Source organism: Rummeliibacillus pycnus, from assembly GCF_044359855.1.
GTDB lineage: Bacteria > Bacillota > Bacilli > Bacillales_A > Planococcaceae > Rummeliibacillus > Rummeliibacillus pycnus_A.
Map to the genome: position 1 here is coordinate 2,742,914 of NZ_CP132291.1, position 17,966 is coordinate 2,760,879.

Sequence of the window (17,966 nt, forward strand, 5' to 3'; positions counted from 1 at the left end):
CTAATTTTTTTAAGATGAACTTAAACAATAGAAGGCGTTTAAGGGATTCTTCATTTACAATAGAATTAGAGAATTATGTATTATAATACCAAATAATAATCACATTGGATGTTCATATAAAGAGGTGCTCTATGAAAAGAAAGTTATTTATAATTGGCTGTATCATGATTTTTCTTTTCACCATTATAAGTAGTTTTAACTATTTTAATATTTTCGAGCCAAAAGGCCCGGATGCTAAAAATGGTGTATTAGATTTAAGTCATTGGGATTTTGAGAAAAATGGAAACGTGAATTTAGATGGTGAGTGGCAATTTTATGGAGGGGATTTAATCACACCGGATAAAAATCCGCACACCTTTAATGAGTATAAACATAAGCTAACAACTATTCATGTCCCGGGAAATTGGAATAATCAAAAGAAATATAAAATCGGTACGTATCGTTTGCTTATTAAGTTACCTAAAGACGGATCATATGGAGTTAAAACCGATACAATTCGAAACGCTAGCAGATTATTTATAAATGGAGTTGAATCCGGAGAAAAAGGGAACCCAACAAAACATATGGGGGAATATCAGTATAGTGACGAAAAGTATGTAGCATATAGTACAGGTAAAAACAATGAAATAGAAATCGTTATGCAAGTAGCATCTCCGGATTATCCTGTGGTAGGGATTGTTAAATCAATTGAATTTGGTGAAAAGGAGAAAATAGCCACATCAAAAACTATCGATATTTTGTTTGATACAGCACTTTTTTCAGGTTATTTTCTATTATTTATTATGTATTTCGTCACTTTTCTCCAAAGAAGAAGAAACTTGTTTGAATTGTACTTTAGTTTATTTTGCCTTTTTCAGGGATTTTATATTAGTTCGCTAAATCAACAGTTACTATTTATCGGAACTCCTGAGATGCCTTCTTTACATAGAGCGTTTTTTCAATTGTCATTTTTTCATTTAACATTGCTATTTTTCCTTTTATTTATATATGCCTTTTATAAACCGTATGTAAATAAGCTGATTGTGAAGGTTTTATGTTCCTTAATCATTGCGCAAGAACTAATTGAAGGTATACCAAGTCCAATACTGTGGCTTCATTTGCCGGTTATGGTTGAGAAAATAGGTATGGTTATTATTATCGTTTTTAGTTACTGCTATATATTTTATGTGTTACTAAAGGTATTAATAAAAAAAGTGGAAGGCTCTGAGTATCTCTTATTTATCGTGACATCGTTTGGGTGTTATGGATTATTAGTAGGATTGCACTTTTTGTTTGAAACGCATATTAACAATGAACCATTCCTTCTATTTTTAATCATGGTTATTGGAATGTCTTCATTAATAGGTTTCCGACATCAACAAGCTTTTATAGAGATAGATCGTTTATCAAAAGAATTGATACGTATGGATGAGATGAAGAATGAATTTTTGATGAAGAGTTCTCATGAATTAAGAACACCTTTGAACGGTATTATTAATATTTCTAAATTTTTAATAGAAGGAAATCATGGTGTATTAAAAAAAGAACAGTTAGATGCGGTTATTTCCGTTCACTCTGTTGGGCGTCGATTAGAAAGAGTTGTAGAGGACTTATTATATGCCGGTGAAATGCAAATCGAGAATATTCATCTAGTCCCGTCACCAGTAAATATCTATATAGTGGAAGAAATCACCAAAGAACTATCTTACTTAATTCCATCAAAACATAATGTGGATTTGATTAATAAGGTTCCTGCTAATTTAGAGCTAGTTTATGTAGATGAAAGTAGATTGAAGCAAGTATTTTTTAATCTAATCTACAATGCCATTAAATTTACTAAAAACGGAGAAATTACGGTTTCAGCTAAGGTGAAAGGTGAAGAAATGCGAATATCTGTTGAGGATACAGGTGAAGGAATAGCAAAAGAAAACCATGATAAAGTATTTGCATCCTTATATCAAGTGCATGGTCGAGAATCAGAAGGGCTTGGAATAGGATTAAGTATTACCAAACAAATAGTAGAAGCATCTGGTGGGCAAATTTGGGTTACATCTGAAGTAGGGAAAGGTTCTATTTTCACTTTTACGATTCCATTGGCAAATAGTAACCAACTAAAAGAAGTTAATACGGTAGAATATGCAGCATCGATTGAACCAAACAACACAAAGATGATAGAGCAATTTAATCGTCAATCGCAATTTTTGCAATTACCTCTTCAAATAGAAGGGGAAAAATCATATACCATTTTAGTAGTTGATGATGATCATACAAATTTAAAGGTAATGATTAATTGTATACGTTCTATGGATTATACAGTTATTGCTGTTGATAGTGGCGAAAAAGCTATTCAAATAATAAAAGAAGAACCGATTGATTTATTAGTATTAGATTTAATGATGCCTACTATGTCTGGCATTGAAGTTTGTAAGATTGTACGACAGGATTATGATTTAACGGAATTGCCAATTATTATTTTAACAGCTGCAGGACAACTAACTGATTTAGTCGTATCCTTTAAAGGAGGGGCTAATGATTTTTTACAAAAGCCTGTGAATATGGAAGAATTGAAAGTTCGTATAGATTCATTGTTATTAATAAAGGAATCTTCACAAGAAGCGATAAAAAATGAATTGAGTTTCTTATCAACTCAGATAACGCCACATTTCTTGTACAATACATTTAATACGATTATTGGATTGAGCTATAAAGATCAAGAAAAAACTAGAGAAGCCCTGCAATATTTATCAATCTATTTCCGAGCTAAATTAGATTATAAAGGCCGAAATAACCTTATCCCATTAGAAAATGAAATCGAACTAGTACAAGCCTATTTGGCAATAGAAAAATTGCGATTTGGTAATCGATTGGATATTGAATATGATATTGATGAGAATATTGAGGCTGTAATACCTTCTATGACAATTCAACCGTTAGTAGAGAATGCAGTACATCATGGAATTGTATCGAAGCAAGGTGGTGGGACTGTTAAAGTTGCCATTAAGCACGTAGAGGAAGGAATAAAAATAATAGTAGAAGATAACGGAGTGGGCATTCCGATTGAAAAACAAGAAGAATTATTAAATGAAAGAGGAACAAGAATTGGTTTCTCTAATCCATTTAGAAAATTAAAGTTAATCAAAAAAGCAACATTTTCATTGGAAAGTACAGAAGGAAAAGGAACGAGAATTACAATAATATTACCTGAGGTAGGATATGATGAGAGTCTTATTAATTGATGATGAGGAACTTTCTTTAGAAGTAATGGAAATCATGCTTCATAAAATACCGAACATTGAAATTGTAGGGAAATACAACAATCCCATTGAAGCATTAAAAGACCTGGGAGAAGTGCAAGTCGATGTTATTTTCCTTGATATGGAGATGCCTGGTATGCATGGTCTTGAATTTGCAGAGAAAGTGATGGGGAAACATAGTGATATTGAGGTGCTTTTTGTAACAGCCTATCCCCAATTCGCTTTAGAAGCATTCGAGGTTAATGCGATTGATTATTTATTGAAGCCTGTTAGTATGATGAGATTGCAAAAGGCAATAAATAAGATAGAAGAAAAGTTAGCTTTGTATCAGACTAGGGAACAGCTTGCCGATCAATCAAAAAGTATATTGCGTAGCTACTTTATGGTTAGCTTTCAGTTAATTGACTATCAAAATAATGAGGTGAAATGGCGTACAAAAAAAGTAAAGGAGTTATTTGCATTTCTATGGCATAATGGGAAAAACCCTATACACAAATCTCTTATTATTGAGGAACTTTGGCCGGATAAGCAAGCGGAGAAAGCTGTGTCTTTACTACATACGACCATCTATCAGCTGAGAAAAACATTAAAGGAAATTGGTGTAGAAAATCCTATAACACTAATAAACGATCATTATAAATTATCAGTGCAATTAGAGGCGGATGTGCTTGAATTACAGGAGATCATTCAATCTGATAGTTTAGATTCAAAAAAAGTTGAAAGAGTAATTGAATTGTATAGTGGAGACTACTTAGAAAATGATGATTTTATTTGGTCGATTCAACATCAGCAAGAACTAAAGCAAGAAGTTCTACGCTATCTTCAAAAGTTTGTCGTTAGTTCAAAGTATGAAAAAGATTATACAAAGTTAGTTGGGGTATGCTTAGACAAAATGTTCGTTCTTAATCCATACGATGACATGATTATGTATCAATTATTGGAGTATTATTGTGAGTTAAACAACACAAGAAAAGTGAAAGAAGTATTCCAAGTCATTACACATCGTTTGAAAGATGAATTAGGAGTAAGTATACCAACTAATATCGTAGAGTTGAAAAATAATTATTTTAATAAATTTTAAAAAGGCTTATGATTTCTAGCTTTATAGAAATCATAAGCTTTTTTGTGTGCAATAAAATGAAAGAGAATAAATAATTGGTAATTAAGTAATGGTTTATTTATTGAAAATATATATAAAACGATATTTTTAGGTATTTAATATTAAAAAAATCCTAAATCCGGCTAAATTAAATAATATATATATGATATGATAGACATTTTTACTTACCGTAAAATATAAATTTCAGAATTTGTTTAGTTTGCACCGTTAATATGTACTAAAAGGCTCTAAGCTTGAGCTAATTATCTAAGCTTATTAGTTCAGATATACAGAAAGCAATCACATTAGAAGAATAGGGGGGCTGAAAGAATTAATGGTTTAAGCCCGGAGACTAAATATTTTTATCAATTATAAAAGGAGAGCATTATGAAAAGGATTAGCTTAATAGTTGCATTAATACTATTACTTGCAAATAGCTTCTTAACACCACTAGCTGCATATGCCACAGATACCAATAAACAAGCATTTACTTTAGGTGAAGCAAAGGCAAATACAATAGACGAATCATCGGTAAAAGTAACATATAATTGGAATTTTACCGCTGGTGATAAGGAAACAGAAACGACATACGACTTTCAACTACCTGAAAATATTAAAGTTGAAAACACACAAACAAATTCTTTACAAATTAATGGTGCAGTAATTGGTTCATATACCGTATCAGGTAATGAGATAAAAATATCTATTTTAGCGCATCAAACAGTTAGTGGGACAGGAACGATTGAGATAGATGGAAAAAAAGAGATTACGGAACCAACTCCTGATACTTCGGCTGAAGAAAAACAAGCAGAATCAGTAGCAAAGACAACAGAACAACCAATAGAACCAGTCATAAAGAAATCAGTAGAACAACCTGCTGAAAATGTTGAAGAACAACCTCAAGTTGATGCAAATGAAAATGCTGAGGAAATTAACAGTATTAAAACATCAAATACTGATATCAAAGAAAATATTTTAACAAGTGCAAAGTTAACCTTTACAAATTCACAAGGTGACACTATTGATAAGGTGGATCGTAAATCAACAATTGCTGTAGATTACACGTTTGTCCTTCCGAATGGTCATAAGTACACAGATGGGGCTACATTTAAATTTCATCTACCAAAGGAATTAGAAGTTTACGAAACTGTGGATCAGCAGCCACTTAAATTTGGCAATGAAACTATTGGGGAATTCTCAGTAGCTATGGATGGTGAAGTTACGGTAGTTTTTAATAACTTCATTGAAACTCACTCTAATATCCAAGGTACACTCCAAGTATTATCTAAACTTAGTGAGAAAGTAGCGATTACTGATGATAAAAAGGTGACTGTAACACCTATTCAAGGGCAAGCATCTATAGATATTCCGATTAATTACATTTCGAATGGTTCTACAATAGATAAAAGTGGTACCCCTAATAAAAAATACAATGCGAATACAATCGATTGGACAGTTGATTTCAATAAAAATCTTGATGATATCCAAAATGTAGTACTAAGTGATCCGATTCAAGATGGTCAGGCATTAAAAGAGGGTTCTATCAAAGTGTATAAATTAATTACACATCTTGATGGCAGCGTAGAACTAGGTGAAGAAGTAAAGGGATTGGACATTGGAAAGACAACCGAAAGTAAGGATTTCCAAATCAATTTAGGAGATATTCATTCAGCATATCGAGTAGTATACACAACGAATATTACAGATCAGGATAAAACTCATTATACCAATACAGCCACACTTTCTGGTGATGATTTTACGAATCAGTCTGCAAGTGCGACCGTAAATGTTGGCCGTGGTACATCGTTATCCAAAAGTTCAACAGGTTACGATGGCTCTAAGCAAACCATTAATTGGGAAATTAAGTACAATTACAACGAAAAAACTATCTCAGCAGAAAAAGCAGCCTTAACAGACTACTTTAATGATTCACAAGAGCTTGTAGATAATTCAGTTAAAGTATATGAAGTTACTATTAAGGATGATGGAAGTGAAGGGAATTTAATTCCGGTTACATCCGGTTTTACAGTAGCTAAGAAATCACAAGAAGGAAAAAACGGATTTGAACTTAAATTCGACAATGATATAAATAAAGCATATAAAATTGTCTATCATACCAAAGCGATTGACCGTGTCTATAAAGGAGAAAAGATTACAAATGAAGTAACAAATGGTGACGGTACAAAAACAACTGGTACTCGAGACATCAATCAACAAATACTAACTAAAGTATTTGCTAGTGCAGATTATAATAAAAAGACTGCAAATTGGAAAATTTCTTTTAATAATGATAGTCATGCAATGAAGAACGTGAAATTGAAGGATACCTTTACAAATAAGGGATTAAAATTCCTTCAAGATACATTGGTCATTAAAACCGGTGGAACAAAACTTCAATTAAATAAAGATTATACAGTTACATCAGATAATAATGGTTTTGAAATTACTTTTACAAATGAGATTAATGAGCCATACACAATTGAGTACCAAACAACATTTAACTATGAAGAACGTGAAGATAAGGCTAAAAAATCACTGGACAATAAAGCGCTTCTGACATGGGAAGACAAAATAGGTAATGTGAAAGAGAAAGAAGCAACTGCGACATTTAAGCCGGATAACTATACGCAATCGAATGGTTTTAAAAATGGTTCATACAATGCCGTAACTAAAGAAATTACTTGGAGTATTGGGGTTAACTATAATCTTAAAACACTTTCAAATGCTACGGTAGAAGATTATATAGTAGATGGTCAGAAGCTTGATCTGGATTCCATTAAGGTCTATAAAATGTCTTTAACTGGAGGAGCAGATGGTATAATAGTTGATAAAGAATTAGCTAAAGACGAAGATTATACTGTAGAAAAAATTGGCCCAAATGAAGCTGGAATTTCAGGCTTTAAAGTAATTTTCAAAAATGAAATAAATGAGCCATATCAAATCAAGTATAAAACAAACTTAAAAGATTCACTTATAAAAAATCAATATCACAATACAGCTACAGTTTATAATAATGGAGAAAAAGTAACGGACCTCTCAGCAGCTGTATCCGTAAAACACGGTGGCGAATATACAACAAAATCAGCTGAGCAAAAAGGTAAAATTATTAATTGGCGTGTGAATATTAACTTTGGTCAATCCGTAATTTCTAATGTTGTTTTAACGGATACCCCAAGCGAAAACCAATCTATTTTAAAGGATTCTTTCCGCTTATATGATACGATTGTTGATTTAAATGGAAATGTTAAGAAGGGAAAAGAGCTTAAAGAAGGCGAAGACTATACGATTACCAAGACGTTTGATGATGAATCATTTGAACTTAAGTTTACAAAAGCCATTGATGCACCATATATACTAGAATATCAATCACTTATACTAGATAAAGTAGGTGCAAAAATTAATAACGACATCAAACTAACAGGTAATGAAATAACGGAAGAGAATACGCAATCCTCTTCTACTGTTACCGTCAAACAAACAACAGGAATGGGAACAGGTGAAGGTAAAGTAGGTAGCCTTACAGTTAAAAAGGTGGCAGCAGAGGATTCGAAAAAATTCTTACCAGGTGCTGTATTCTCATTAATTGATGAGGAAACTAATACTGTAATTAAAACATTAACAACTGACGAATATGGTATTGCAATATTCGATAAACTTCTTTTTGGAAACTATTTATTAAAAGAACTACTTGCTCCAGATGGTTATGCAATAGATATTAAAGATCCACAAAGAGTAGAGATCAATGGTAATAACGACTTAACTATTAAAAATTCAAAAGTCATACGAGCTGTAGAGCTTACAAAAGTAGATGCAAACAATGATAAAAAGGCATTAAAAGGTGCCGAATTTGAATTACAGAAAAAAGATGCAGAAGGTAACTATAAAGCAGTTGAAGGGAATTCAAAATTCATAACGGATGAAAATGGTAAAATCTTTGTGAATAATCTTGATCCAGGTGACTATCAATTTGTTGAAACAAAAGCTCCTGAACATTATGTATTAGATCAAAAACCAGTTTCATTTACGATTGAAAAGGACCAAATAGCAACAAATGAAGTTAAAAAGGCAAATGAAAGAGGTAAAGGTAATCTTTCTATTGTTAAAGTGGATGGAAAAGATCCGTCACAAGTTTTAGAAGGGGCAAAATTTGAGCTTTATGATAGTCAAAATACTTTGATTGCTACTAAAGAAACTGATAATAATGGTAAAATTACTTTTACAGATTTACCGTATGATCAATACACTTTAAAAGAAGTAAAAGCACCAAATGGATATGCGATCGATAAAGAAGATGGCAATCTATCAGTGGATTTAGATCAAGAAGACAAAGAAATAAAGGTTAAAAATAATAAAATTATTCGTGCGTTTAAACTGAAAAAAGTAGACGCTAATAATACAAACCTTGGATTAAAAGGTGCCGAATTCAAATTGATGTATCAAAAACCAGGTACAGATGGATATGAAGTTGTTTTTGGGAAAGAACAACTGGTAACAGACGCTAACGGAGAAATCTATGTAGAAAACCTGGAAGAAGGTAATTATCAACTAATAGAAACAAAAGCACCAACAGGATATTATTTAGATAATAAACCAGTTGAATTTACTATTGATAGAGAACAGATTAATATTATAGATTTATCAAAGTCTAATGTACGTATACCTTATATCCCAGATCCAAGTGAACCAGGCAAACCAGGAGAGCCAGGGAAACCGGGAGAACCAGGGAAACCGGGAGAACCAGGCAAGCCAGGAGAACCAGGTAAACCAGGAGAGCCAGGGAAACCAGGAGAACCAGGCAAACCAGGCAAACCAGGAGAGCCAGGTAAGCCAGGTAAGCCAGGAAAACCAAGTAAGCCGAGTGAACCAAATAACTCTAAAGATCCAAATAATCCAAATAGCCAAGAAGATAACAACAATCAAAAGCCAAATCATTCTGGTAAAAAAGATAAAGAAAATCAACCTAATTCTTCGGGTAATACAAAGCCAGCCAAATCTAAAGATGTGAAAGAGACGAAAGAATTGAGAAAACCAGCATCTTCTAACAAAGGTGAATTTCTACCCCAAACCGGTATAGACTCTTTATGGGGATCGATATTTGCAGGGATGTTAATCATGTTGTTAGGTTTATGGATCGTATTTAATAAGAGAAATAAAAAAGCGTAAATTATAGAAGAGCTATTCAGCAGAATTTAATCTACTGAATAGCTATTTTTATTGGTTTTGATATATGATAGTGGATTTCTTATGCATCCTTTGTGGGTGAAGGGTTTATCTGTAGCGAAAATGATGGAATATCATCCGTATTGTTATGTAAAACTATTAATCTAATGACACAATTAGGTTTAAACACCTATAAAAACACTCTATTTCCGCTAATTATTAATATTTTTAGGTAATTATACTGTTGGCATTTATGGAGTTTAAATAGTCTACAAGTCTAACGTAACGTTCTGGTTTTGTGTCATTTCTATTATAATGAAAGAAAAAGAAGTGATAGGAATGATACAGATGAGGAAATTAATAGAAGTTATTTTATCCATCATATTAATAATTAGTATCGCTCCAATGCAAGGATTTGCAATGGAGAAAGATTCCGTACATACGCTAAGTAAAGAACAACAAACTGTTTATAATATTGCACTAAAAAGCATCTTAAATATAGATAGCAGTGCTAAATTTAATCCTGAAAATATTAGTTATAGAGATGTTGGGGATATTGTAAATCAAGTTGTCGAAGAAAACCCAGAGATTTTTTATTATAATGGTGTAACGGTTATCTCGGACGGAACAATTATATTTAAATACAATGATAGCAAAAAGAACATTATTCAAAAGAAAAATAAAATTGATACTGCAGTAAAAAAGGTCATGAATACAACTATAAAAAAGAAAATGAATGAACTTGAAAAGGTAAAGGCCATCCATGATTATCTAGTTTTAAATGTAGAATATGATTATAAAAATTATCTAAACAATACAGTCTCAGATGATTCTTATCAAGTTTATGGTGCTTTAATAAATAAAAAAGCGGTCTGTGATGGTTATTCAAAATCAATGCAGCTACTGCTGAAAAAGGCAGGTATACAATCCTTTTATGTAACGGGAACGGCAAATGGTGAAAATCATTCATGGAACCTAGTGAAAATAAACGGAAAATACTCCCACGTAGATGCTACGTGGGATGATCCTGTGCCAAACAAAAAAGGAATAATAAACTATAATTATTTTCTATTGACGAACAAACAATTGGAAAAAGACCATTATTGGGTGAAAAGTAATTATCCTACTGCTACTAGCGAAAACTACAATTATTTTCATAATATGAACAACATGATTGAAAGAAACGGCTACTACTATTACTCAAACGCACAAAATGATATTCTTTATAAAATGAATAAAAGTAGCAAAAAAATATCAAAAGTAGTTAATGATAGAGCTCCGTATCTTGCTATATGTGGTCAGTGGATCTATTACAGTAATTATTCAAATGGCGGTAATTTATACAAAGTGAAGCTTACTGGTAAAGAAAAAATGAAAGTGAAAAATTTTCATGTTATAAATTTATATACTCAGAGTAATGTACTGTATTATACGGTGAAAAGTTCAGGCGAAATAGGTCGCATAGAGCTTTAGAAAAAATAACGCTAAGAAGAAAAGCAAACTCTAAAAGGGTTTGCTTTTCTTCTTATGTGGTGCTTATTATAAAGACCATGGATAAATATGAGACGAAGTAATATTAGGTAATTGTTAGTGACTTTCATATGAGTAGGTGTAATTTACAAGTTCTGTATTCTAGCAAAGTAACTGCAAGTATGAAATGAATAAATTTAGCTAATTACACTTCCAAAAGGTGCTTATGTAGAGCGAAATCTATTAATTTATATATCCCTAAAATTGTGACACGAATCGAATATTTTCAGAATTTGTTTAGATAAATACATTATTATGAACATACCTATGCATTCTATTAAAGATTGAAAGAAGGGAAATAGAAAAATGGAAAATACCATAAATCCGCCAACTGTACAAAAGTCGAATTTAGTTCAGTTTCAAGATTTTTTTACATTTTTTAATTTTATTTCTAGTAATAATAAGCGTACAAAAAGTCCAGTAACCTTAATATTTATCAATATTCAAAATATCCCTCAAAAAAATAATTCGAATGTTACTGATTATAAACTCGAGTATGATTATATGAATCAATTTCTTTCCGAAACATTAAGAGAATCAGATATATTGACAAAACTACCGGATTTTAATGGCTGGATCGTCTTGTTACCAAACGCAGAGGAATTAGAGGGTGTTTATTATTTAAGAAGGTTAAATAAGATAAGAGAAGAATTTTCTACAATAAAGGGAATAAAATGGTGTGCTAGTATAGTTGAAATTAAGAATACACTTGCTGCATTTGAAGAAATTTATACAGATGGAATACAGGCTTTAAAAGAAGCTTTAATGGAAGAATCATTTTCTTTTAAGGTTGTGGAAAAGTACCAAACACCAGAACCTGCAGATTTAAAAGTAAGTATTATAGAGAATGACCAAATCACAAATAATATTTTTTGTGAGATGATGAAAAAAATAGATGTTGAAAATTTCGAATTAAATATACGCTCTTTTTTTGATGGTCAAAGTTTTCTCGATTCGTCATGGTATCAATCAGATCATATGCATTTAATATTAATGAACTACGCTTTACCTAAAAAGAATGGAATGCAATTATTGCATGAATTACGGTCGATGCCAAATAACAGAAAATACATTATTTATATTATTGCGAAACAGCAAGCCCCGGAAGATTTGATTTATGCTTATGAATCGGGAGTAGATGGTTTTATTATTAAACCGTTTAATTTAAGTGTCGTAAGAGCGGAGTTAAAACAAATGATTAAAAGGATCCGAATATAATGAGTGAAATATTACTTTTGACAATCGTTGTTTTTTGTATCGTCGTAATCGTGGCTTGTTGCTCTATTTATCTTATTTATAGTCGTTTGTTACAAAATAAAGATGAAAAAAATGTCCAGAAATACGTATCAGAACTTTTACCTCAGTGTTATCACTATTTCATAGAAGGTAGTTCAATAGAAACTCTCGAGAATGTTCATAATCCATATCAAGTCAAAGCAATCGAAATCATTCTTACAAAATATATTCATTTATTAAACGATCAAGATGTCGTGAAACGTATAACTCAATATGTTGAAAAGAACCTATCAGAGCATTATAAAAAAAACCTCAAAAGTAGAAGATGGGGGATACGTTTAAACGCGCTATTTAAAATACTTGATTTTAAAATACAAACTTTAGCGCCAAGCGTGTTGGAACTTTTAAATAGCTCCAGAAAATTTTCGCAAAAAGAGTATTTTGAAATGTATAAGGTGATTGCCCTCTTCCTGCCAGAACACTTAATGAGCCAATTAAAAAACTCTACTGATAGAATAAGTAATATTGAATTATATAAAGTATTAGCCTTATTAAAAGAGGATACTATAAAAGAAATCATGCAAGCCTTTTCATCATTAACACAAAGCCAACAAATTGCTGTTATTGATACAATTGCATCAAAAAGTATGTTAGAGTATACAGATTTCCTGCATGAATTGATTAAAGATGAGAATATTGAGATTCGGATACATGCCATGAAGGCAATCGAGCAAATAGGTTTTATTCAACCAATTGAAACATATGAACCATTTTTCTATGCAGACGATTGGAGAGAAAGAATGTTATTTGCAAAAATACTAAAATATTTTCCATTAGATGAGATTATAGATTACCTCAAAGTTTTGGTAACTGATCCTTCATGGTGGGTAAGGCATCATACTGTACAAATGATTACTGATCAAAAGAATGGTGAAAAAGTATTGAAATTACTTTATGAACAAACAGATGATCTATACGCTAGAGATATTATTTTAGAGTCGTTAGGAGCGTAAAAATGGACTATTTACTAAAACAGATGCTAATTCATCCATTTGTATATTTAATATTATTTTATGTATTAATCATCGTTTTTACTTATACTATTATGCTACTCTTTTCTTTATATACATTATGGAAAGATCATCAATTAGATAAGGTGAATTTATATGAAGAATTAAATGATATTCAATTTTCGAAGCCTGTTTCCATATTAGTTCCAGCATATAATGAACAACAAAATATTCTGGATACGGTTCAATCATTATTATGTATCAATTATCCAGAGTATGAAATTATCATTATTAATGACGGATCAAAAGATAAAACACTCGATGTCTTAATCAAAAATTTCAAAATGAAGAAAATTGATAAAGTTGTACGTAAACAAATTACCACCAATCCAATTAGAGCTATTTACCAATCTACAATTAATAAAAAAATCGTGTTAGTAGATAAAGAAAATGGTGGAAAAGCAGATGCATTGAATTGTGGAATTAATGTGTCTAAGTATCCTTATTTTTGTTCAATTGATGGTGATTGTATTTTAGATACTAATTCGTTATTGCGAGTAATGGAACCTATTATTCAATCAGATGATGTCATTGCAACTGGTGGGAGCGTAAAGATTGCAAATGGATCGGATATTCAAATGGGGTCAATTATGAGTGTTGGTTTTTCAAAAAAACCACTTGTTGTAATGCAGGTTATTGAATACTTCCGTGCATTTTTAATGGGGCGAATTGCTTTTAGTAAGTCAAATATGGTGTTGATTATTTCAGGCGCTTTTAGCGTGTTTTCTAAAAAATATGTAATTGATGCTGGAGGATATCTAAGAAATACAATTGGTGAGGATATGGAACTCGTAGTAAGACTTCATCGATTAACGAGAGAAAAAAAGGAAAAGAAAAAAATTGTTTTTGTACCAGATCCGGTATGTTGGACAGAAGCGCCTGAAACTGTTCAAACACTTCGAAAACAAAGAGGTCGTTGGCATCAAGGATTGATGGAAAGTTTATGGAAAAATCGCCAGATGATGTTGAATCCTAAATACGGACGCATTGGAATGATTGCTTTTCCCTATTATCTTATTATTGAATGTGTTGGCCCGATTGTTGAACTGGGAGGGTATATCTACGTTATTTATGCATTCTTTACCGGGAAAGTCTATTTTGAATTTGCCGTTTTATTGTTACTGTTGTTTATTTTGTATGGAACGTTATTTTCTATGCTATCAATTATATTAGAAGGTTGGACGATGAAAAGCTATCCTAAAATAAAAGACTTATTTAATCTATTAATTCTCTCTTTTACAGAAGTTTTATGGTATAAGCCTTTAACTTTGTTATTTAGATTAGAAGGACTTATGAATTATCTTACGCGCAAAAGTAGTTGGGGGGATATGACTAGAAAAGGTCTAGATAGGAAAGTAGGGAAAGTAGAATGAAAAAGATTATAGGGATTTTTGTCTTCGTAATTTTGGTCATTTCTTTATCATTTATCCTTTGGCAACTAGAAGATGAGAAGAAGTTACAAATAGCGATAATTGATAAAACAGTGCCCGATGAATCCTATAGAGAACACTTAGGATTGAATTGGTTATTAAAAACCTTAAAATATGTAGATTCAAATAATGATTCCTATAAGCTGGATGATTATTTTGGATTTAAACCGAATACCCGTAAAAAGACGTATTCTATAAAAGGCTTACCAGATTCATATGAAAATGATGATGTCATTTACATTGCCGATACATATGGAGTATATCAAGATGATTTTCCTTGGATAAACAAAAATCGAGAAGGAGAGCGATCTAATCTAGTATACGGCGGACTGAAAATGAATGAATGGAAAGCAATTGTTAATCGATTAAATGAGGACAAAAAAAGTACGTTAGTAGCCGAATTTAATACATTAGCATCCCCAACAGATGAAACAGTAAGAAATCATATGAGCAGTGTTTTAGGTATTCAGTCATCTGGATGGATGGGGCGATATTTTGATGAATTGGATTATCGTAAAAACAATGAAATTCCTAAATGGATAGTTGATAAATACGGTAGTAATTGGGGATATAAAGGTAAGGGCTTTATATTAATTAATGAGAAAGAAAATGAAATTGTTGTATTAAAAACGGGAGAAGATATAGACAACAAGGGGATTTGGCTAAAATTCACTGAACAGGGTAAGAAAGAGTTCAATATTGAAAAGAGCGTCAAATATAATTATTGGTTTGACATTGTGACATCAGAAGATAAAAGAAATGTATTGGCTAATTATGATTGGAATTTAACCAAAAAAGGGCAAGAGAAATTAACAGATAATAATATTCCGACATCCTTTGTAGCAGTAAATAAAACACAAATTAAGAGTGCAACAACCTACTATTTAGCAGGAGATTTTAATGATATTTCAACTGCGCCAAACTTTTACAAAATGAAAGGCATCCTTACTATTAATAAATACGCTAATAGATTTTCAGATTCAGCATTTTATTTTGATGCATATGTTCCTATGATGAAAGAAATTTTAAAACAGGCTTATGCCGATAAAAACGATGATAAAGAACATATAAGCAAGAAGAAAACTGAAAATAATAAAGATGTTCACTACACAGCTAAAATATCTGACGACAAAATGGAAGTTAAAATAGACGGTAAATGGCAAAGTATGAAGATCAAAGGCGTAAATGTTGGTATTGCGAAACCTGGTTATTTTCCAGGAGAAACAGCTATTACAGAAGATGAGTATTATCAGTGGTTTAAAGACATAGGTAAACTAGGAGCCAATACAATCCGAGTTTATACAATCCACCCACCTGGATTTTATAATGCATTAAAAAAATACAATGAAAATCATAAAAAACCTATATATGTTCTACATGGTGTATGGATTGATGAGGAAAGGCTGGTTAGTAAGGGCAATGCCTTTGATAAAGTAGGAACAATTAATTTTCAAAATGAAATAAAGAAGACGATAGATATTATTCATGGGAATGCATTGATTTTACCAAAAGCTGGGCATGCTTCAGGTGCATATAATGCGGATATTTCTAAATACGTTATTGGATGGATACTTGGGATTGAATGGGATCCTGAAATGGTTCAATCAACAAATAAATTGAATAAAACAATGCACGACTATAAGGGGAAATATGTCGAGGCAAAAAATGCATCTCCGTTTGAAAACTGGTTAACTACACAAATGGATTATACGGCAACATATGAATTAGAAAAATATAATTGGATACGTCCACTAAGCTTCACGAACTGGGTGACGACAGACTTATTAAAACATCCTACTGAACCAAGTGAAGAGGAAGATTTAGTTTCTGTTAATCCGAATGTTATTCATTTAAAAGGTCCCTTTACATTGACCAAGGAATTTGCGAGTTATCATATCTATCCTTATTACCCGGAATCAATGAACTATGATTATAAAAATTTTGTTGATTTTAGAGGGAAGAAAAATAATTATGCTGGATATTTACATGATTTGCATAAGGCGCATAACCTACCCATTTTAGTTGCTGAATTTGGTGTACCATCTTCTAGAGGAATGACCCATACAAATATCTATGGTTGGAATCAAGGGCATTTATCTGAAAAGGAACAAGGCGATATCTTAGTGCATTTGTATGAAGATATTGAACATGAGGGGCTTTTAGGAGGACTTGCCTTTACATGGCAGGATGAGTGGTTTAAAAGAACTTGGAATACGATGGATTATGATGATCCAAATCGTCGCCCTTATTGGTCGAATGCTCAAACGAACGAGCAGCAATTTGGTCTATTAAGTTTTGATCGACTAAAGATAAAAGTGGATGGAAAGTATGATGATTGGTCTGAAGCTAAAGAACTCTATAAAGGTGGCGGAGGAGAATTACAATCTTTAATGGTCGACCATGATGAACGTTATTTATATTACAAGATAAAAATGAAGGACTTAAAACAAGGTTATCCTGTATTACTACTAGATACGTTACAAGGAAAAGGGAATACCTCCATTAAGCAAATGCCAATGGTTCATACAAAAAATGGACTTGATTTCATTGTACCAATTAAAAGTAAAAATGATGCACATGTCTTAGTGGATCGTCAATATGATTTATTTGCAGCTCTTTATAGGGGCTATAGAGCAGGATTCGATTATTATAGCAAAGGAAATACAGGTTTGTTTTCTCCTGTTCGTTACGTATTAAATGATAGTTTTACAATTCCTACGACTAAAAAGGTTATTCCTTTTTCATACTATGAAACGGGTAAGTTGAAAGAAGGGAATGGAAATCCTGCTAGTAAGGACTATAACTCATTAGTTGATTTTAATATAAATGAAAAGGAAAATACCATAGAGTTACGCATTCCTTGGCTTTTGTTGAATTTTAAAGACCCTAGTACGAAAGAAATTATGGGGAACATAAGCGAACTAAACTTTTCTGCAAGTGAAAAAGTGAATGGAATTCAGGTGGGAGTTGCTTATGTAAATAAGCAAGGGAAATTGTTGGATTCATTCCCGAAAGCAGAAAAAAAGATGATTCCTGCATTTAAACAATATAGCTGGGTTAATTGGGATCTACCAAAGTCAATCTATCGATTAAAAGAATCCTATTATATCTTGCAAAAAAAATTCAATTCTATTGGAGACTAGAAATAATACGTTAATGTTAAAAGTGGCCCTAATTATTTTTTTAATTAGGGTCTCTTTTTGGTATT

General features: G+C 31.8%; 8 protein-coding genes. All 8 read left to right on the forward strand.

The window, feature by feature from the left end; translation table 11 throughout:
* Positions 1-131: 131 nt before the first annotated feature.
* Complete coding sequence (locus Q8X41_RS13575; protein WP_397536826.1) at positions 132-3,215, forward strand: ATP-binding protein; 3,084 nt, start codon at positions 132-134, stop codon at positions 3,213-3,215.
* Positions 3,193-4,314 (forward strand): response regulator, encoded by a 1,122-nt coding sequence (locus tag Q8X41_RS13580; RefSeq protein WP_397536827.1) that lies wholly within the window; start codon positions 3,193-3,195, stop codon positions 4,312-4,314. Before Q8X41_RS13575 ends, Q8X41_RS13580 begins: the two co-directional genes overlap by 23 nt.
* A 405-nt stretch (positions 4,315-4,719) precedes the next feature.
* Entirely contained in the window at positions 4,720-9,495 is a 4,776-nt protein-coding gene (locus Q8X41_RS13585) for a collagen binding domain-containing protein (RefSeq protein ID WP_397536828.1), read from the forward strand.
* Between the two features lie 312 nt (positions 9,496-9,807).
* The gene (locus tag Q8X41_RS13590; RefSeq protein ID WP_397536829.1) at positions 9,808-10,965 is read left to right on the forward strand and encodes a transglutaminase domain-containing protein; all 1,158 of its coding nucleotides are present in this window, start codon (positions 9,808-9,810) and stop codon (positions 10,963-10,965) included.
* Positions 10,966-11,328: 363 nt separating this feature from the next.
* Positions 11,329-12,240 (forward strand): response regulator, encoded by a 912-nt coding sequence (locus Q8X41_RS13595; RefSeq protein ID WP_397536830.1) that lies wholly within the window; start codon positions 11,329-11,331, stop codon positions 12,238-12,240.
* On the forward strand, positions 12,240-13,271 hold the full coding sequence (locus Q8X41_RS13600) for a HEAT repeat domain-containing protein (protein WP_397536831.1): 1,032 nt from the start codon (positions 12,240-12,242) through the stop codon (positions 13,269-13,271). The genes Q8X41_RS13595 and Q8X41_RS13600 overlap by 1 nt, the downstream gene beginning before the upstream one ends.
* A gap of 2 nt (positions 13,272-13,273) precedes the next feature.
* Positions 13,274-14,701 (forward strand): glycosyltransferase, encoded by a 1,428-nt coding sequence (locus Q8X41_RS13605; RefSeq protein ID WP_397536832.1) that lies wholly within the window; start codon positions 13,274-13,276, stop codon positions 14,699-14,701.
* Positions 14,698-17,901 (forward strand): hypothetical protein, encoded by a 3,204-nt coding sequence (locus tag Q8X41_RS13610; RefSeq protein WP_397536833.1) that lies wholly within the window; start codon positions 14,698-14,700, stop codon positions 17,899-17,901. Before Q8X41_RS13605 ends, Q8X41_RS13610 begins: the two co-directional genes overlap by 4 nt.
* The last annotated feature ends 65 nt before the right edge of the window (positions 17,902-17,966 follow it).